This window comes from Chitinophaga skermanii (genome assembly GCF_003259335.1).
GTDB lineage: Bacteria > Bacteroidota > Bacteroidia > Chitinophagales > Chitinophagaceae > Chitinophaga > Chitinophaga skermanii.
Genome location: NZ_QLLL01000002.1, coordinates 25,382 through 43,248 on the forward strand (window position 1 = coordinate 25,382; position 17,867 = coordinate 43,248).

Below are 17,867 nucleotides of genomic sequence, written 5' to 3' on the forward strand. Positions count from 1 at the left end.
ATTTTTAAGTGCAACCTATTCGCTTATTTATGAGAACAAGATTTTTATTGTTGGGTTTGGCAGCTTGTACCATGGCTTCCGCCCAACAAAAACTCCCCGTTATTCGTGCCAACAATGCCAAAGCTACCATTATCGAGGGCGCTATGCGATCCGACTGGTATATATCGCCGGAAGCAAAACCCGATGTGCACCGTTTAACAAAACATACCAAGCCACAAAGGATGGTATTTAAAACAGATATCGATTCTATTGTTGTATCTATTAAACCCGGTAAGCAGTTTGATTTCATTGTGTTATTGAATGGTAAAGATTCTGCTTACACACGCTTCCAAAGCATGCCGTTGGTGAACTACTCGAAGAAAAAACCAGTACAACATGATACATTGCATTTCGAGTTAACCAGCTTCAATAATGTGAAGGTAAAAGCGGTTGTAAACAAAACCGATACGCTCGACTTAAAATTTGATAGTGGCACTACGGGTTTGCTCCTCACCAATAACGTCATCAAAAATAAAACCCGCATTACCACGCCCATGAAGCCTATGCACCATTTACAATTAGGTAATATGCAATGGGATAATTTGATGATTTACCCCGTGGAGTTAAGTGGTCAAGGTACCGATGGGCGATTTGGCTGGGATTTATTTGATGGTAAAATCGTAGAAATTGATTACGACAAATCGTTGTTTGTTGTACATAGTCGTAGACCTACCATTAGTAAAGATTATGCGGCGTTTGACATAGAATATATCAACACGTTGTTTTGCATACAAGCATCATTACAAGTAAAAGGCGCTAATTATCCAGCCCGTTTCTTATTCGACAATGGTTACCAGCGCACGATAATGCTCGATACTACGATTACGCATGCACAGCATTACCCGGAAGATTTACCGGTTATTAAGAAAACGATTTTGCGGAATGGACAAGGGAAGGAAATACCTGTAATAACTGTTAACAATGAAAAACTGGTAATGGGTCCTTTTGAACTGAAAGACGTACCTGCACAATTATTAGCCACAACAAACCCAGCGAGGTTTGATACGCATATATTGGGTGGCGAAGTATTGAAGCGGTTTAATATGTTTTTGGATTTTCAAAAAAACATTGTGTATTTAAAGCCGAATACGCTTTATCATCAACCTTATGCCGAAAGCATGTAATTTATCGTTGTTTAATTTGCTCGTAGAATAGAGGGCGATACGTTTCACTTACCGGCAACACTTGCTGGGCAATGTGTACCGTGTTGCCCTCAATTTTTTGTATGTGTTCTAAAGAGATGATATAAGATTTATGAATCCTGTAAAATGGCGGACTGGGCAAGCTTTCCGTAAGGTCGCTTAAACGTTGGTAGGTGATAATTTTTTGTTGCGTAGTGTGGATCACTACGTAATTCTGCAATCCTTCTATATATAGAATGTCCTGGTAATTAACTTTGATAAAGGCATGTTTGCTATCTCCTTTCACAAACATGTAATTCGTTGGAGGAGCCGTTGGCGCTGCCGGGGAAGCTGGTTGAAAATGAACCTGTGCTTTTTGTACAGCGCGTAAAAAACGTTCGAAAGGAACGGGTTTTACAATATAGTCAACCACATCATGTTCAAAACCTTCGAGGGCAAAACCAGGGTAAGCCGTTGTAACAATTACCTTGCATTGATGACCAGCGATTTTCAAGAATTGGATGCCTGTTAATTCGGGCATTTGAATATCGAGGAATACCAAGTCGGCTTTCCCTTCTTGCACAAAACGGAGTGCTTCGATGGCGCTGGTGAATTTACCGACAAGTGATAAAGCCGGCGTTTTTTCTACAAACCCGGCAATAATATCGATGGCATATGCTTCATCGTCGACCACAATGCATTTGATCATACTTAAATCTACGGTTTATTTTAGACTTCCAATTCCAATTCCGTGGAATAAAACCCGTTCTCTTCTTTGATTTGTAGCACATGCTTACCGGGGTATAGCAACAGTAACCGCTTTTGAACGTTCACGATACCGATACCACTAGAGGCATCCTTTTGTAACTGGTGGATTTTATTGTGCACGGAGAAATGTACCTTTTTGCCTTTGGCGGTTAGATTAATGGTGATAGGATGTTCGTGGTCGTTCACTACGCCATGTTTAAACGCATTTTCTACAAAAGGAATCAGTAAAAGCGGGGCTATACGGGGGCGTACTATACCATCCTCTTCAAACGTCAATTTTACAAAGAAATTCGGTTCAAAGCGGATATTGAATAGGTTGATATAGCTTTCGATGTACTCGTATTCACTATCTAAATCTACCTTTCCATCTTCGTTTTGTTGCAGGCTGTATTGCATCATTTCCCCGAGGTCGGTAATGGCTTTGGAAAGCTTATCGGAAACGGGCAGTGCAAGGCTGTACATATAATTGAGTGTATTGAATAAGAAATGAGGGTTGATTTGCGCGTGTAAGAAAGCCAGTTCGGCTTTCTGTGCTTCGGCGCGTAATTGCGCATTGTATTTCTTTCCTTGTAATGCTTTTTGGGTGAAGAAGACGGCAGCGGCTATTAGGATAAATGGCAGGCCGTAGTATAGGTTATCGATGAGGAAAACGCGGATGGGGGTACCGGGCGCGTAATTACTTACATTCAGCAGCTTGGGGTAAATCCCTTCTTCCAAACCTGTTCTTACCACTACAAACAAAACATAAGCTGCTACAATACCTAACACAAGCTCCCAACCGCGGTTGTATTGATAGAACCTTGGGTAAACCAACAAATAGCAAAAGTAAAACTGTATTACCCTAGCGAGGTTCATGGAAACGTCTAACCATATATAGAAATGTTCGTTGGATTCTATTAGCCAAGCAGTTAGGAAATATAAGAATAAAACCAACCAGCAAGCAATATGTACAAGTAGCGTTTTAAGTTTCATAGCAGCAATCTATTACCTAGGAACGACTTTTACGTTTTTTTTATCTGAAACACCCTTTTTTTTATGTGAAACCTGGTGGTGGGATTCGCATAAAATTCCGCGGCACATACATAATGCTCACTTCATGTGTGCTAAGCAATCTTCACCTTTACAAAAAACAAATTCACATGAAAACATTCCTCACCTCGCTATGCATTTTGTTTGTGCTTCAAACATCGGCTCAACAAAAAATAGAAATCCTATTTGTGGGTGCTGCACACGTTAATCCGCCCGCCCCTGCATATTACAATAAGCTTGTAACCAAAATTGCTACGTTTAAACCGGCCATGGTATTTGGCGAATTCCTCTCTCCTGCCGACCTTTCTAAATTATCTGCTGGCAATTATGGTTACGACCGCGACCTTCCAAGAATACAATATATAGCCGCCCGCAACCCTACACCGGTTATTACATCGGCTGCACAGGCGAAAAAGTACCATGATATGTTGCAAGCAGATCCTACAAAGCACATGCTTCGTTCCGACCTGGCTGTTTATTACTTATTACAAGGTGATTTTGCCAATGGTATGTACCAAGTATTCCGTTTGTATACAGTTGATTCGACTTCCCTTACTACAGCAGAAAAGGCTTATATAGCCAAATGTTTTGGCGAACGTAGCGAGGTGGTACGTAAAGGATTGTTGGAGAAGAAAAGTGAATACTACAATGTTTTCTACCCCTTAATACAAACCACGAACCTAAATTATATGCATGCCATGGATTGTCAAACCAACGATGGTACATGGGCGAAAGCTTGGCGTAAAATGGATAGTGCCTTCCAAGTGCTTCAACAAAAAGCCAAAGCAGATACGAGTTCTGCTGAAGCGCATACATTAGCACTTATCGACAAATACATGTCGTACACCGAAGCCGAAGGACAACAATTTGCCACGCAGCCTTATGAAAGCATGAATACCGATCGTTATAAAACTTTAGACGCTGCCATGAACTTCTACGGAGGGCAAGCATTCTTGGGATTCCCTGGTTACCCTACACAAGAATTAAAAGCTATGACGATTCCATGGATAGCTAGAAATGAAGGCATGTGTACTAACATTTTACAACAAGCACGAGCAGCGAAAGCCGGCAGGATTGTAATAGCTGTTGGCGCTTCTCATGTAAAAATAATGGAAGAGATGTTGCAACGCGAGCCGGGTGTAAAACTGGTGAATTTGAATGACCTATAAAGAACGATGCTTACCCCGGTTGTATGAACGATTGGGGTAAGTATTTCATTGCCAAGTATTTCGTAGCTTTAAAATAAAAAGAGACATGGATCGCCTACAAATTATTCGAAGCTTCATTGGCAAAACATTTACCGCATCGCCCTCTCCTTTCATGCAATGGTTGGCTCCAACAGTAATAGCCGCAGAAGAGGGAAAATTAACCTTTCAATATACCATTAGAAAAGAATGGTTGAACCCAATTGGCAACTTGCACGGCGGTGTAATGGCGGCTATAATGGATGATATTATTGGCGCTACTGTTTTTACTTTGACTGAACAGAATTTTTATACGACGATCAACAACGTGATCGATTATTTTGCACCAGCCAAAGAAGGGGACGCTATTATAGCAGAAACTTTGGTGATTAAAAAGGGTAAGCAATTTGTGAATGTACAATGCGAAACTTGGAATGCCGATCGTTCGAGAATGTTAGCACGCGGAACGAGCAACTTATTTTTAACAGGCGTTGCTGCGCAAACTTACAAGTCACCTACCACATAATTTCCGAAAGTCTATAAATAATCTCCATACTGCAATCATACGGCAGCAATTGCGTTTATCTTTATTTTTATTAGTGGTTGTTTTGAACCCAGTTTAAATATTCCTGTTACGCAAACTATTCCTCACACTATGCATTGTAACCCATGCATAGCAAATGATTGTTGTATGAATTTATCGAATCCATTTGGTAATCCGCTTTCCCGTTCCCATATGCAGACCCTTTCTGGCGGGGCAACACATGTAAAACCTCCGTGTGGTTACGTGGTTGAAGAGTGTGAACAATGTTCAACAAACTGCATGTGTTTATGGCATTCTACCGGTGTTTTATATTGTGAAAGATACCAAGGTGGCGGCGTCGATTGAAAATAATTGATCCCTTCCAGCATCCAGGCTGGAAGGGATTTTCTTTTTATTGCTTTCCTGTATTCTTAACACAACAAATCATCTAAACAAGATGCAACATTTACTTTTCGGTAAGCGATTAGATAGGCGTGCTATGTGCCTATTACAAGGTGGTATGTCCAGCGAATCATTGCCTTGCGGTTTCTATGTAGATGACTGCGTAACGGAATGCACGATTGTTCGTTGTTACTGTGAATTGGCGGCTGGTGGTTACTACTGTGCTAATCGCTAATTGGGATAATTATTCACCTTCAATAAATAACCTCATGCAATTGGGAAAATTACTTGACAGAACTGCTTTGAAACAACTTTTCGGCGGGCAGCTTACAGGCAAACCTTGTGAGATGGCTGTTGTTTGGGATTGTGCACAATGTCCTCCTGAATGTACTTGCGATGACGATGATAGCGCTGATGCGTCTTATCTCTGTTATGCTCGACTATAGTAGTATTTCTTATTTCATCACATTAAAAACAAACTATCATGCAATTAGGTAATGCTTTGAGCAGATTACAAATGAGGTCGATCCTAGGTGGTGACCAGAAAGCGGCATTTTGCGCAGCACAAATCGTAATGGATTGCGGCGAATGTCCAAGTTCATGTAAATGCGACGATTCTTGGGGTATTGAATGGGTATGTTATTCTTGATAACAACTCGTATAAGATTTATTAAACAATAGCGAGTTGATGGGTAACAAACGTTCTCGCTGGTATTTAATAGAATGGAATACCCGTTTTGTATTTGTATATATATGAACGGTGTATTCCTATATCAAATCTACACCTGGGTAAATTCCTTTTACAAACATGCCAATAGGTACAGCCTTAAATAGGCAACAAATGCAGCGACTTTTCGGTGGTGATGTACAAACAGCACGTTGTGCTGCGCGGTTTGTAAGTAATTGTGACTTACAATGCCCTGCAAGTTGCTTGTGTATTGAAACAAGTACAGATGAGTTCTATTGTTTCTAAAAATATTTCAACACGATTAAAACAAACTATTATGCAATTCGGTAAAACTTTGAACAGAACCCAAATGCGCCAAATAACAGGTGGTATGTTTATGCCTCCATTATGTGCCATGAGCTTAGTATGGGATTGTACACAATGCCCTAGCCATTGTATTTGCGAAGAATACAGCCCAGGAGAATTCTTGTGCTATTCTTGATTTAAAACCCATATTACACATCATTCATGATTCTTGGTACATCATTAAGCAGGCAGCATATGCAACAAATTGCCGGCGGCAGGCATCTATCGCAAAGTATTTGTACGAACACGATACTACCCGACTGCACGCTCATTTGCCCCATTGGTTGTTACTGTTACTTTACAGAAAACCCGGGTATGTTGCTATGCGGCGACTAATTCATCATTATTAATAGTATAAAAAACTACAGCTATGCAATTTGGTTCAGCTTTAAATAGACTTCAAATGCGCGCTATTAGTGGCGGCTTAAGAGAAACTGCTATTCTCTGCAATTTCTTCATTATCGATAGTTGCGAACGTGAATGTCCGCCTAAGTGTAAATGTGACGGTTTCATTTGTTTTAACTAGTTCATATGAAACTAGGAAATACATTAACCAGGCAGGCAATGTATTGCATTGCAGGAGGTATACGTAGAGAAATGCGTATTTGTCCAAATACCCTTCTTCCCTACTGTTCCCCGGACTGCCCTGCACATTGTACGTGTTATTTGATAGAAATTGAAGGTTATTACTTGTGTGCAGATTGAAACAATTAGCACAATATACAATTAGGTAGTATTTAAAGTAGGCATGATTAGAAGATGGATTACACACTTTCCGTGGTAGTTTATCTCCATCAACTGCTTATTGGATGTAATACCAATTGGATAGATGGCATTGCCACAAGTTTCCTCCCAACAATTAAAACCAAAACATCATGCAATTCGGTCTTACGTTAAATAGGGCACAAATGCGTGCTATTGCCGGTGGCTATAGCGATGGCTACATTCGTTGTTTAAGAACATTGGTGGATGATTGTGCAACACAATGTCCAGCGGAATGTAAATGCGTCAATTTTGTTTGTTTTTCATAATCAATTTTTCATCCAAAAAAACTATATCATGCAATTAGGAACATCACTTAACAGGGTTCAAATGGGTAGCATTAATGGCGGTTTGAACCAGAAAGCAATTATTTGCCAGTATACGCTGGTTTGGGATTGTGAAACACAATGTCCTAGAGAGTGCCAGTGTGTTGATTACGTTTGTTTTTCTTAAACCCATAAATCCCATAATACCATGATCGGTCAACAACTTGGTAGAGCGCAACTGCGCAACATCACTTGTGGTGTTATCAAACGTTCGTCGTCTTGTATAGAAATGATCACGATGGACTGTGCACAATGCCCAGCCTGTGATTGCTCTCCATATAGTGGAGAATGGTTTATTTGTTTACGTTAACCGGTTGAGCCGGTATTACTGTATCTATAAAGGTTTGTACTGAATGCTTGATGGGTTGTTTTTACAGGTACCGCTATCGATAACGTATACAATTACGAATACTAAACCCAATTAAAATGATTGGTCATCAACTTGGCAGAGCGCAAATGCGGCATATAGCATGCGGTACATCTATGCGGTCTTCAGCATGTTCAGAAATGATCACGAAAGATTGCAATGAGTGCCCTGTGGATTGTAATTGTTCGCATTTTGCGAATGCATGGTTTATCTGTTACATTTAAAATTGAATGTATGGTAGTTGGTCAAATACTTAACAGGCAACAATTACAACAAATAAATGGTGGCTTAGCCTCTATTGATCTTTGTTGGGATGGGTATGTACTCGATTGCGTGCAATGCCCGCGTGATTGTGCTTGTGATTTTTTATGGGAAGGTGAATACCATTGTCATCCCTAACAGGTTGTCTTTCTTTTTTTCACTTATAAATCAATAAACATGTTAGGAAAAACGCTGAACAGAATCCAGATGCGTTCAATCGCAGGCGGCAATGGCTTACGTCCATATTGCGACGAAGAAGTACTCAACTGCGCAACACAATGTCATAGACTTTGTGTTTGTATGCCATTATCAGAAACATTCTGGTGTTCTACTTACTAAGCAGCAGATGAACCCGTGCAAACGGTTTCTTTCCTTGTCATTTCTCAACCAAAATATATCCATTATGTTAGGAAAAACACTGAACAGAACCCAATTAAGAAGTATTGCAGGGGGAACTCATTTCGACGCATTCGCATGTAATAAAAGCGTGCGTAATTGCGCTGCATTTTGTCCACAAACTTGTTCTTGCGATCAAATGACCGATTTAGACTTTTACTGTGGCTACATTTTGTAAAACACGTGCTGCACATATTTGTGTGCAGCATTTTTCTTTTTTCAATCTAAAATCTAAAACATGTTAGGAAAATCTTTGCAAAGATTCCAATTACTCGGTATTAACGGTGGAAGATCGTTCGAGCAAAAAATTTGTGCTAGTTTACCAACATTAATGTTGGACTGTACTGCATGTGATGCTCCGTGCACTTGTTACTTATTAGATCCGCCGGATCTTTTCGTTTGTTCGAAATAAAAAAAAGTCCCTCAAACGAGGGACTTTTTTTTGCTTTGGTTAAGCATTATTACGGGAGGTAAACTCTTCTACTTCTTGGAGATTGGGTATTAAACCAATTAGATCTTTTAGTTGGTATTTACGAGGGAATTCACGGCCATTAATATAAATAGTGGGCGTTCCTTTCACCCCTACATATTCCATCCAGCGATTAAACTGTTGACGTAAAGGTGCTACATCATCTTCGTTATTGGTAGACCATTTCGCCAGGAACTTCTCCAAGTTCATATGTAGGAACCAATCATGAATCATAGCAGCACGTTCATCGGACGTTGCCAGCGTGTAAGCCTTCCTTAAGATGTGCGTAAGGGCGAGGGCTCTACGTTCGTTGGGATCGGTTGTACTACTGGAGAAGCGTACTTTGATATTAATATCGTTTTTATATTGATGATACAGTTGATCGAGTGTTTCGTGGGCACCGGCACATGGTCCGCAATATGGGTTACAAGCTACGGTGATTTGGATTTTTGCTTCCGGGTTACCGAATTGGAATTCATTATTCCAAGTACGCGTATCAGCCTCCGCCGATTGCTGCCATAAATGCGTGAACACACCTGCATCTTTTTTCCATTTCAATAGTTCGATCGCACTTTCTGCTTGTTCCCGTAAGTACTTCGCAATCGATTTAACAGGCAACAAAATAGCACATACTACCGCTTGTACCCCGAAGAAGATACCCAAGGCAATTGGATCGATACTGTTAATGAAAGTAGGTAAATAGATGAGCGATACGGCGAATTGCAGCGTAAGTACACCTACTATACCTAGGCAGAGCGCACACCAGCTTTTCACCTTGTATTTCTGCATATACACACTTGCGACTGCTACTAGTACCATGGGCAATGCGAGCACTTGTATGGCGTTGATGAGTGCTGGGAACCTCACGGAGAACAGCAGGAATAGCAATTGTGTGCTGAAAAAGGCGAAGGAGAAATCCGCTAAGCTAATTCCCCAAATACCTTTGGCGTACTTGCTTCGTAGGATGGCATCACAACCGGAATGACTCACCGCATTGCATACCTCCTTTACAACTTTGATTTTAACACCTAGCTCCGTTGCCAAAGTGGCGGCGCTGAACATAAAACCAGCTACAATTAAAATACTCCAAGAGATGAGCCAGATATTGAGTTGCGACCAAAATAACAGGGTCAATAAACCCAATAGCCCCACTACGCCGGCAGCTAATAAAGTGCGCAGGAACGAGTCTTGCTGTACTAGGCGGTTATTGCCTTCGAATTCCCAATTGGCTTGTTCGCCGGGGAATAGCACAACGCCCGTCCAACTGTTCTTAAGCATCTCGTTTTGATCCCAATCCGCTACGTTGTTGACTTGTACAAGATAATCGCGTTGCGAATCTTCTTCCCGAACATGTGCGAGTAATGGGTACGTGAACTTAGGAATGTACTGGCGCTCGCTCTCTAAAGCGTAATATTGCATGCCGCCCATGTCGAGGAAATCGACCAATGAGATTAACGATGGGTAATGTGGGTGCGTCTGTAACTCTTGCGCGATAAAGGATTTGTTTACAGGGATTCCCATTTTGCGCATCCAATTGTAAGCAGTGTCTTCAAAGACAGGAATAGTTTGTCTACTTTTCATTATAGCGGGTTTGGATGAATGAATATCTATAAAGCTAATACGCAATAACGCGGTATTCTTGCAGTGATGGAACCTACCTTACATATTTGTTGACCTGACTAATATTTGTTTATATTCATTGTATGAATGCACGTGCCAAATTTCAACGCCACAAAGGCGGTAAATCGACCGACAAAACACTTACTTTCAAAGAACGTTTAGCCGCACTACGCAACCTGCCCATGTTCTTCAAAATGGTGTGGCAAACAAGCCCATGGATGACAGTTGCCAGTTCTCTCCTGCGTATTGCCCGCTCTGCCATGCCCGTAGCCATTCTGTATATCGGGAAATTGATCATCGACGAGGTGATTTTCTTGAGTGCTCATGCCGTTCATTCAACCGAAAAGTTGTGGACATTAGTAGCCTTGGAGTTTTTGTTGGCGATCTTATCGGATGGTAGTAGCCGTTTAATTAGTTTATTAGACACGTTGTTGGGGGAATTATTCTCCAATAAAACCTCCATCAAAATTATGGAGCATGCGGCAACCTTGGATTTGGAACAATTTGAAGATGCTACCTTTTATGATAAGATGGAACGTGCCCGCCAGCAAACGACAGGGCGTTCGGTATTACTATCCCAAACCATGGGGCAAGTACAGGATATTATTTCCATTATATTCTTTGCGGCCGGTTTGGTGGTATTAAGCCCTTGGTTGATTCTATTATTGATAGTGGCTGTGATTCCGGCGTTTTTGGGTGAAAGTCATTTCAACAATAAGTTATATGAGCTGTATTGGGGACAAACGAGCGAGCGGCGCGAAGTGGATTACATCCGGTACTTAGGCGCTAGTGATGAAACGGCGAAAGAAGTGAAAGTATTTGGATTGAGTGACTTCCTTATTGATAAATTCCGCACGATTGCCAATAAGTTTTACCGCGACAATAAGCGGATTGCCGTGCAGCGCTCGGCTTGGGGTACAGTATTTGCCATGATGGGGAGTTTGGGGTATTACGGGGCTTATATCATCATCATTCTCAGAACAATTAATGGTCAATTGTCGATTGGTGACCTAACCTTCATGGCGGGTTCATTTAGACAGTTACGGGGATTATTAGAAGGGGTATTAATGCGTTTCACGGTTGTATCACAAGGCGCCATGTACCTAACTGATTTATTTGAATTCTTCGAGCTAAAACCACGGATTAACAATGTTGCTAAACCAAGGCCATTCCCTGCTAAAATCGAGCAAGGATTTGTATTTGAGAACGTGAGTTTTAAGTACATGAACAGTGAAAAATGGGCCATCCGGGATTTGAGCTTCACCTTGCATGCAACAGAAAAGCTAGCGTTGGTGGGTGAAAATGGTGCCGGTAAAACAACATTAGTAAAATTACTTACCCGTTTATACGATCCAACAGAAGGCCGCATTTTATTAGATGGTTATGATTTACGGGATTATGATCTTCTCCAATTACGACAACATGTAGGCATTATCTTCCAAGACTTCTTACGCTATCAAATGAACTTATCACAGAACATAGCGGTAGGCAACATTATAGAAAAAGACAATACTTCGTTGATCACTTCCGCCGCTCAGCAAAGTTTAGCCCACTTATTAGCGGAGAAACTACCTGCCAAATACGATCAAATGCTGGGCAAAAGGTTCCATAACGGCGTAGAACTATCTGGCGGTGAATGGCAAAAAGTGGCACTCGCTAGGGCGTATATGAAGCATGCAGATTTGATTATACTGGACGAGCCTACGGCTGCATTAGATGCCCGTGCTGAATATGAAGTATTTCAACGGTTCGCCGATTTAACGAAAGGCAAATCATCGGTATTGATCTCTCACCGTTTTTCTACTGTTAGGATGGCAGACAGGATATTGGTATTGGAAAAGGGAACGTTGGCAGAAATTGGTAGTCATGAAGAGTTATTAGAGAAAAACGGTCGCTATGCCGAATTATTTAATTTACAAGCGATGGGATATCGCTAAAACATATGTAGAAAATCGTTTCTATCATGCGATAGAACGATTTTCTCTTCCTTCACTCCATCCTCTTAAAATGACATTCGACCCTCGCAAATCGTCATTCGAGCAATAAAACCATGGATTTTCGGCTAAAAATGATCAACTTAATCCCTTCATTATCATATTCCAAAACGCCGATTTGTACATGGACATTCACGCGAACGCCCACTATTCCATTCCTCTACAGCAAAAAATACGACTGGCACTCGGCGTGTACGCGATTTATTGGCCCATTCGAATATATGTTAACCACGACGATTTCGGTATCCATGCTATTAGCCGTGATTGGCTGATTTGGATCGTAGAACTCATTCTTACCACGGCTTACTTTACCCTTTGGTTAGTTTTCACCGAGCGTATAGAGCAGCAATTAAAGCATTCCTTCCTATCGAGATCATTTAAAGATCATTCGCTCACTTGGAAGATACTTATGTTGGTGATAGCCGCTTTATTAGCAGTAGGCTTCAACTGTTTTTACGGTGCTGTTTGGATGCGGTTAGATAGTTTCTTACATGAACCTGATTTCCGCCATTTTGCGGAAGATTATATGCGCAAGCGAGCTTCCACTTCTCCCCTCATAACCATACCTATAGAAGTAAGACATAAAGCAGTAGCGAAGGTCAACAATGGTTTAGTAGTGATGGCCCTTCTTTCGGCCTACTATTTGGCGGCTTTGAGCCGTGGCCATAAGCAATTGGAAGAACTCCGTGTAAACAGTGAACAATTGAAGCGCGAAGCTACACAAGTGCAGCTGTCTGCCTTGAAAAACCAGGTGAATCCACATTTCCTTTTTAACAGTTTAAGCATTTTATCCAGCTTGGTTGAGATCGACACCAAACTATCTGTGCAATTTATCGCGCAGTTATCGCGGGCATTCCGCTATGTGTTGGAGCAACGAGATACAGAAAAAGTGCTATTAAAAACGGAAATGGACTTTCTGAAATCGTACATCTTTTTACTGAATATCCGCTTTGAAGATAAGCTGGTGGTTAGTACTCATGTAGATGAAAACGATAGTATGCGGTTCCATATTGCACCGTTGACCTTACAGCTGCTAGTAGAAAATGCTGTCAAACACAACCAAATGTCGATGGAACAACCGTTAAAGGTAACCATTTTCGTGGAGGGCGATTACCTCGTAGTTAAAAACCCATTGCAGCTAAGGCCACAACGAGAAATGTCGACCGGTATGGGATTGCAGAACATTATTAACCGCTACCGTTTGTTGGTAGATCGTCCTGTAATTGTGGACGATCAGCCGGGCTATTTCACCGTAAAAATACCTTTGTTATGAATGTTGTGATAATTGAAGATGAAACATTAAGTGCAAAAAGGCTCGAGAAGATGCTGCATAGCATTGATGTGAAAATAAACGTAATGGCAATATTGCCATCGGTAAAAGCGAGTGTGCAATGGTTAGCGGATAATTCAGCACCATTGAATTTGATATTTATGGACATTCATTTGGAAGACGATCATGCTTTCAAAATCATAGAAGAAACGGCGCTTTCCATACCTACTATTTTCACCACAGCTTACGACAATTATGCGATTAAAGCATTTAAAACGAATAGTGTTGATTATTTGCTGAAACCCATCGAGCAGGCAGAACTAGAACAAGCGATTACCAAATTCAAGCAAATACATTTTCAGCAAGGCTCCAAAGAAACATTCAACTACCAAGCCTTGTTAGAAAAACTAGCCCCTACTTCGTATAAAACACGTTTCATGGCAAATGTGGGCAATAAGCTGATCAGTATTCCAACAGAAAATATCGCCTACTTTTATTACAAAGACAAAGCCACCTGGGCTATGACAAAAGAAGGGAAAAGCTGTTGCGTTGAATACAGTCTCGATAAGTTAATAAAACTACTCGACCCTAGCACCTTTTTCCGCATCAACCGCAGCTACATTGTATCGTATGAAAGTATACAATCGATGAAATATTACTCTACCAGTAAATTAAAATTGGATATAGCGCCGATAACGAGTGAAGAAGTATTTGTGAGTAGCGACCGGTTAACAGCATTTAAAGAATGGCTGGGCAAATAATACAGCAAAGAAAATGACTATTCGACCTTGAAAATTGGGTATTCGACCACAATGTTTTTTGAATACAATTGAATTGCAAGACATTTAGAAATAGATGAAGATTTTGTTTCAATAAAGAGCAGGTTTCTTAGAAAATGCTTTTGGAATTGAAATTCCCCCAGCGGCATATTTTACATATGCCGTTTCTATTAGTACGTTATTCAAATTTGCAATCGAATTAATCAAGCATCAACCGCATTCAACTACCTTATAAGAATGATCGTACCGGCAATAATACAAGATGCGCCCAATATTGTTTTCCAATCTAGTTGTTCCTTTAAAAATATTGCCGATAAAACGATGGCGATTGCAACACTAAGTTTATCAATAGGTGCAACTTTTGAAACTGGGCCCATTGATAGCGCTTTGAAATAAAAAATCCATGAAAGCCCCGTGGCTAAGCCACTTAATGTAAGAAACAAGATGTTTTGTTTGGTAAGCGTTCTAATACCTTTCAGCTCACCGGTTACAGCTACAATTCCCCAAGCTAACCCTACAATCACAATCGTTCGAATAGCCGTTGCAAGGTTGCTGTTCACACCTTTCAATCCTACTTTCGCCAGTACAGCGGTTAGTGCTGCAAAGATGGCTGATAAAAGTGCATATAATTTCCACATACAGCTAATTTTACAGTGAATGTAAGGGATAAAAATCATTCAGATTTTCTTCAGATTCTGGGTACAAATTTGTGCCAGTACCTACAAAGTACACCGTTTGTAACAAATATACAGGGCGATGAATGACCGGTTTGAAGAGAGAGAACGACCGGTGGTCTGTCGCCCTTCGTATACCAGGGCCTATATGCGGTTGGGCAATTGCTCCAATTGCCAATTAAACTCACTTACGGGAGATTGACCTAGTGTATGTACGGCATGCACAATACGATCCGCTGCCAGGATAGCATGTTCCGCCATGTGAGTTGTAGCGGCAGCATGGCAAGCAACTTGGGCAAGGAATTGGATAAAAGCAGCTTGGTAACCGCTTGCAGCAGATTTAGCAGCAAAGGATGCCTTCCGAGCATCATTTATTCTTACTTTCCCATCAACCTAGCTAATTCTAAAAACAATACCTGGTTCTTGCTATGGATACGGGATATTGAGTATATAGGTCGAGATTATTAGCATATTTCACAAGCGAAGGAATGACTTCTAATTGTATTTTTTGCAAGATTAAATGGGGCGTAAAGTGTATGGGGAATTCCATTTAGTTAAATGCACGCTATGTATAAAAGTAAAAATACTATTCATGCACATACCACCTCGTATAAGACGCTGCTGTATTGTACATGAATAGTATTGTCATATTCAGTTTGTAATCAAACTACTTCCTAAATTTCAAATCATACTTACTGTTGTATAAAAACTTAATCGGATCATCTACTTCAATAATATCTATGACCGCTTGTTGCTTATCTTTTGCATTTTTGTAGTATGCTTCTGCTATTTTGTAACCCATGTAATATCCCAAATCAGCAGGTTTATCCTTTACCTTATCGTAGTTGTACAACCAATTACTAGTTGATGTATTACACAATTCTTTTTTCAGATCAGTCCACAATTCCTTTTCATGTGCATCACCATATTCTTTTACAATTGAATTGATTTGTCCACCTGTTGTAAGTTCTCCAATAAAATCACAAAACCCTTCGCGCATCACATTGTACAACAAATTACAACTCATGGCTTCTGGTGCGTACTTCGACACTTGTTGTGTATGCACACATTCATGTGCTACCATATTCCTAATCTTCTGAACGAGGTTCGTATCACCGGCTAACATTTTTCCATATGCAGAATTATTAAATTCGCTTAAATCTATTTCGCGGGTAGAGGTGGTGACTTCTGTGCCAATTAACACGTACTTATCCGATACTGTACCGCCCGTATTGACAATACCAATGGCAAAACACACTTTAAATGGTTTAAAATTCGGATAGATCTCTTGGAACTTATTGAAGAGTTGATTGATATCATCCTCTACTGCTTTTACCTTATATGTATTCGCACGAACGGAGGCAAAATATTTGGGCAACTTCCGAATGATATTTACATACTTTTCAGCAGTAAGCTCTCGTACTCTCATAAAATCTATCAAACCATCTGTAGCACGATCTAAATAAATGGTTTGAATGGCGTTAATACTATCGTTCCTAGTTTTACATGTTGCCAGTGCATCAAATGCTTCCCAGAAATGATCTATATCTACTGTTAAAACATGCTTCTTATTCTCTGGTTCTAATTCTTTTTTTATGCGGGCTATTCTTTCCAACTCAGCCTTCGTATACTTTTTCACTTGTACTGAAACTTTCCCGCTTTCCGGGTTTGTACTTTCATTCAAGCGCTCAATTATCAATGTATAACTACCCGAAGTACTAGGCGTAAAATCAAATTTCTCTGGACCATCCGTTCCATTGGGGCTATCCTGCGTATGTAACACTTTTCCATCCAATTGCAGTATTACTTGCACGTCGATACCTTGCTGTTGAACGTGTATCTTATAGGGTCGACCCTTCTCTAATTGCAAGGTATAACCAGTTGCTTTGTCCTTCTGGATAGTTACATCTGTGTATAGTTTACCAATGTCTAATTTACTAGTTTGGCCAAATGAAAGCATAGCCATAAGGCACAGGGTAATCGTGAAAATTGTTCTCATGTTGAAAAATATAAACGTATATATAGATCTTAGTTTATTGGCACAAGGTATCTTGCTGAAGCGGGTCTCTCCAGTTAAAATAACGCTATTTTTAGAAATATTATTTCGAATTACTAGGTATAAATTCAGCTTTTGCACCCAAGCTTTCTAGTTGAGCAATGACTCTCAGCATTAATATTTTGAATCCACTTTTTAGTACAAATGGCGGGTTATTGACCATTCCCAAGGCTGCTTGCGGACTTAAACCTAGCAACGCTTTTACAAATTGCATAACCTTCACCTTGTTAGGTCCACAATCGATTACAAGAATATCACCTTGAACATAATCTCCCATGTTAACCGGTTCTTGCTCAACAAATTCATCTTGCGACAATGTATGATCGTATACTTCTTGCCACAGCCCTTCATCAATGTTGCAGTGTTCTTCAAGGTAGGCAGCTGTGCCAGGCTGGTTACCATGCAAACGCTTTAAGTCCTCTAAAAGCGCTTGACAAGCTTGTATACCAGGTGCTACTAATTGTGCTTCCCATACCCCTGCACCATGCCAAGCAAAGTACACAGGGTACCCCTTCGTTTCTTCTGAAAAGTCAACAAAATAAGGATCATCCATTTCATTCAGAGCCACCACAAACCATCCTGGTTGCCATTGCCCTGCTTGCATACCCGTTAAATCTTCTAACGTAATGCCATGAAACCGGTAACCACTTTGTAGCTTTTCAAACGCAACCTGGTCTTTTGGATAATATGCAGGCAAACAAGCATCCCCAGCTATAATAGCCATATCGATAAAATTTTGCACTGCAGCAGGAACCTGGATCATTTTCCTCGAATAATTAAATAGTGAATAACAA

Annotated in this window: 15 protein-coding genes and 1 pseudogene; 9 read left to right on the forward strand and 7 right to left on the reverse strand. The window is 40.5% G+C overall.

The features are described from left to right. The first annotated feature begins 29 nt into the window (after window positions 1–29). Window positions 30–1,163: a hypothetical protein gene (locus tag LX64_RS04145; protein ID WP_111596370.1), complete on the forward strand. Its 1,134-nt coding sequence runs from the start codon at window positions 30–32 to the stop codon at window positions 1,161–1,163. A gap of 1 nt (window position 1,164) precedes the next feature. Here LX64_RS04145 and LX64_RS04150 read toward each other — a convergent pair whose 3' ends face one another. Continuing rightward, window positions 1,165–1,869, reverse strand: a complete 705-nt coding sequence (locus LX64_RS04150; protein ID WP_111596371.1) for a LytR/AlgR family response regulator transcription factor — start codon at window positions 1,867–1,869, stop codon at window positions 1,165–1,167. Window positions 1,870–1,889: 20 nt separating this feature from the next. After that, window positions 1,890–2,900, reverse strand: coding sequence for a sensor histidine kinase (locus LX64_RS04155; RefSeq protein ID WP_111596372.1), 1,011 nt, complete (start codon window positions 2,898–2,900; stop codon window positions 1,890–1,892). A 167-nt stretch (window positions 2,901–3,067) separates the two neighbouring features. Between LX64_RS04155 and LX64_RS04160 the strand changes: the two genes are divergently transcribed. The 5 genes from LX64_RS04160 (at window position 3,068) to LX64_RS25945 (ending at window position 7,953) form a co-directional block, all read left to right on the forward strand. Further along, window positions 3,068–4,126 (forward strand): DUF5694 domain-containing protein, encoded by a 1,059-nt coding sequence (locus LX64_RS04160; RefSeq protein WP_111596373.1) that lies wholly within the window; start codon window positions 3,068–3,070, stop codon window positions 4,124–4,126. An 85-nt stretch (window positions 4,127–4,211) separates the two neighbouring features. Then, window positions 4,212–4,667, forward strand: a complete 456-nt coding sequence (locus tag LX64_RS04165) for a PaaI family thioesterase (RefSeq protein ID WP_111596374.1) — start codon at window positions 4,212–4,214, stop codon at window positions 4,665–4,667. Window positions 4,668–5,121: 454 nt separating this feature from the next. Further along, window positions 5,122–5,301 carry a hypothetical protein gene (locus LX64_RS25745; RefSeq protein ID WP_148707188.1) on the forward strand — a complete coding sequence of 60 codons (180 nt, stop codon included), beginning with the start codon at window positions 5,122–5,124 and terminating at the stop codon, window positions 5,299–5,301. 2,034 nt (window positions 5,302–7,335) lie between these two features. Next, window positions 7,336–7,497 carry a hypothetical protein gene (locus LX64_RS25940; RefSeq protein ID WP_158538520.1) on the forward strand — a complete coding sequence of 54 codons (162 nt, stop codon included), beginning with the start codon at window positions 7,336–7,338 and terminating at the stop codon, window positions 7,495–7,497. Window positions 7,498–7,788: 291 nt separating this feature from the next. Next, entirely contained in the window at window positions 7,789–7,953 is a 165-nt protein-coding gene (locus LX64_RS25945) for a hypothetical protein (protein ID WP_158538521.1), read from the forward strand. A gap of 709 nt (window positions 7,954–8,662) precedes the next feature. Here the strand turns inward: LX64_RS25945 and LX64_RS04175 are convergent. Continuing rightward, window positions 8,663–10,261 carry a vitamin K epoxide reductase family protein gene (locus LX64_RS04175; RefSeq protein WP_111596376.1) on the reverse strand — a complete coding sequence of 533 codons (1,599 nt, stop codon included), beginning with the start codon at window positions 10,259–10,261 and terminating at the stop codon, window positions 8,663–8,665. A 122-nt stretch (window positions 10,262–10,383) separates the two neighbouring features. Here LX64_RS04175 and LX64_RS04180 point away from each other — a divergent pair, with 122 nt between their 5' ends. From LX64_RS04180 to LX64_RS04190, 3 genes are all read left to right on the forward strand, one after another. Next, a complete protein-coding gene (locus LX64_RS04180) occupies window positions 10,384–12,237 on the forward strand; it encodes an ABC transporter ATP-binding protein (RefSeq protein ID WP_245952548.1) in 1,854 nt (617 codons plus the stop codon). A 181-nt stretch (window positions 12,238–12,418) separates the two neighbouring features. Then, entirely contained in the window at window positions 12,419–13,567 is a 1,149-nt protein-coding gene (locus LX64_RS04185; protein ID WP_111596377.1) for a sensor histidine kinase, read from the forward strand. Continuing rightward, complete coding sequence (locus LX64_RS04190; protein WP_111596378.1) at window positions 13,564–14,325, forward strand: LytR/AlgR family response regulator transcription factor; 762 nt, start codon at window positions 13,564–13,566, stop codon at window positions 14,323–14,325. The genes LX64_RS04185 and LX64_RS04190 overlap by 4 nt, the downstream gene beginning before the upstream one ends. A 242-nt stretch (window positions 14,326–14,567) precedes the next feature. Here the strand turns inward: LX64_RS04190 and LX64_RS04195 are convergent, their stop codons facing one another. The 4 genes and pseudogenes from LX64_RS04195 to LX64_RS04205 form a co-directional block, all read right to left on the reverse strand. Next, window positions 14,568–14,981, reverse strand: coding sequence for an EamA family transporter (locus LX64_RS04195; RefSeq protein ID WP_111596379.1), 414 nt, complete (start codon window positions 14,979–14,981; stop codon window positions 14,568–14,570). Between the two features lie 180 nt (window positions 14,982–15,161). Then, window positions 15,162–15,395: pseudogene (locus LX64_RS26430) on the reverse strand (putative immunity protein); the annotation flags it as partial. Between the two features lie 289 nt (window positions 15,396–15,684). Then, window positions 15,685–17,016 carry a DUF2268 domain-containing putative Zn-dependent protease gene (locus LX64_RS04200; protein WP_111596380.1) on the reverse strand — a complete coding sequence of 444 codons (1,332 nt, stop codon included), beginning with the start codon at window positions 17,014–17,016 and terminating at the stop codon, window positions 15,685–15,687. A gap of 100 nt (window positions 17,017–17,116) precedes the next feature. After that, window positions 17,117–17,797, reverse strand: a complete 681-nt coding sequence (locus LX64_RS04205) for a ribosomal protein L7/L12 (RefSeq protein WP_148707189.1) — start codon at window positions 17,795–17,797, stop codon at window positions 17,117–17,119. Between the last annotated feature and the right edge of the window lie 70 nt (window positions 17,798–17,867).

Excerpts from the sequence above, each read along its gene's own strand:
- LX64_RS04200 (WP_111596380.1), bottom strand. The coding sequence starts at position 17,016 with ATGAGAACAATTTTCACGATTACCCTGTGCCTTATGGCTATGCTTTCA.
- LX64_RS04205 (WP_148707189.1), bottom strand. The coding sequence starts at position 17,797 with ATGGCTATTATAGCTGGGGATGCTTGTTTGCCTGCATATTATCCAAAA.
- LX64_RS25745 (WP_148707188.1), top strand. The coding sequence starts at position 5,122 with ATGCAACATTTACTTTTCGGTAAGCGATTAGATAGGCGTGCTATGTGC.
- LX64_RS04145 (WP_111596370.1), top strand. The coding sequence starts at position 30 with ATGAGAACAAGATTTTTATTGTTGGGTTTGGCAGCTTGTACCATGGCT.
- LX64_RS04185 (WP_111596377.1), top strand. The coding sequence starts at position 12,419 with ATGGACATTCACGCGAACGCCCACTATTCCATTCCTCTACAGCAAAAA.
- LX64_RS04195 (WP_111596379.1), bottom strand. The coding sequence starts at position 14,981 with ATGTGGAAATTATATGCACTTTTATCAGCCATCTTTGCAGCACTAACC.
- LX64_RS04190 (WP_111596378.1), top strand. The coding sequence starts at position 13,564 with ATGAATGTTGTGATAATTGAAGATGAAACATTAAGTGCAAAAAGGCTC.
- LX64_RS04155 (WP_111596372.1), bottom strand. The coding sequence starts at position 2,900 with ATGAAACTTAAAACGCTACTTGTACATATTGCTTGCTGGTTGGTTTTA.
- LX64_RS04150 (WP_111596371.1), bottom strand. The coding sequence starts at position 1,869 with ATGATCAAATGCATTGTGGTCGACGATGAAGCATATGCCATCGATATT.
- LX64_RS04175 (WP_111596376.1), bottom strand. The coding sequence starts at position 10,261 with ATGAAAAGTAGACAAACTATTCCTGTCTTTGAAGACACTGCTTACAAT.
- LX64_RS25945 (WP_158538521.1), top strand. The coding sequence starts at position 7,789 with ATGGTAGTTGGTCAAATACTTAACAGGCAACAATTACAACAAATAAAT.
- LX64_RS04180 (WP_245952548.1), top strand. The coding sequence starts at position 10,384 with ATGAATGCACGTGCCAAATTTCAACGCCACAAAGGCGGTAAATCGACC.
- LX64_RS04160 (WP_111596373.1), top strand. The coding sequence starts at position 3,068 with ATGAAAACATTCCTCACCTCGCTATGCATTTTGTTTGTGCTTCAAACA.
- LX64_RS04165 (WP_111596374.1), top strand. The coding sequence starts at position 4,212 with ATGGATCGCCTACAAATTATTCGAAGCTTCATTGGCAAAACATTTACC.
- LX64_RS25940 (WP_158538520.1), top strand. The coding sequence starts at position 7,336 with ATGATCGGTCAACAACTTGGTAGAGCGCAACTGCGCAACATCACTTGT.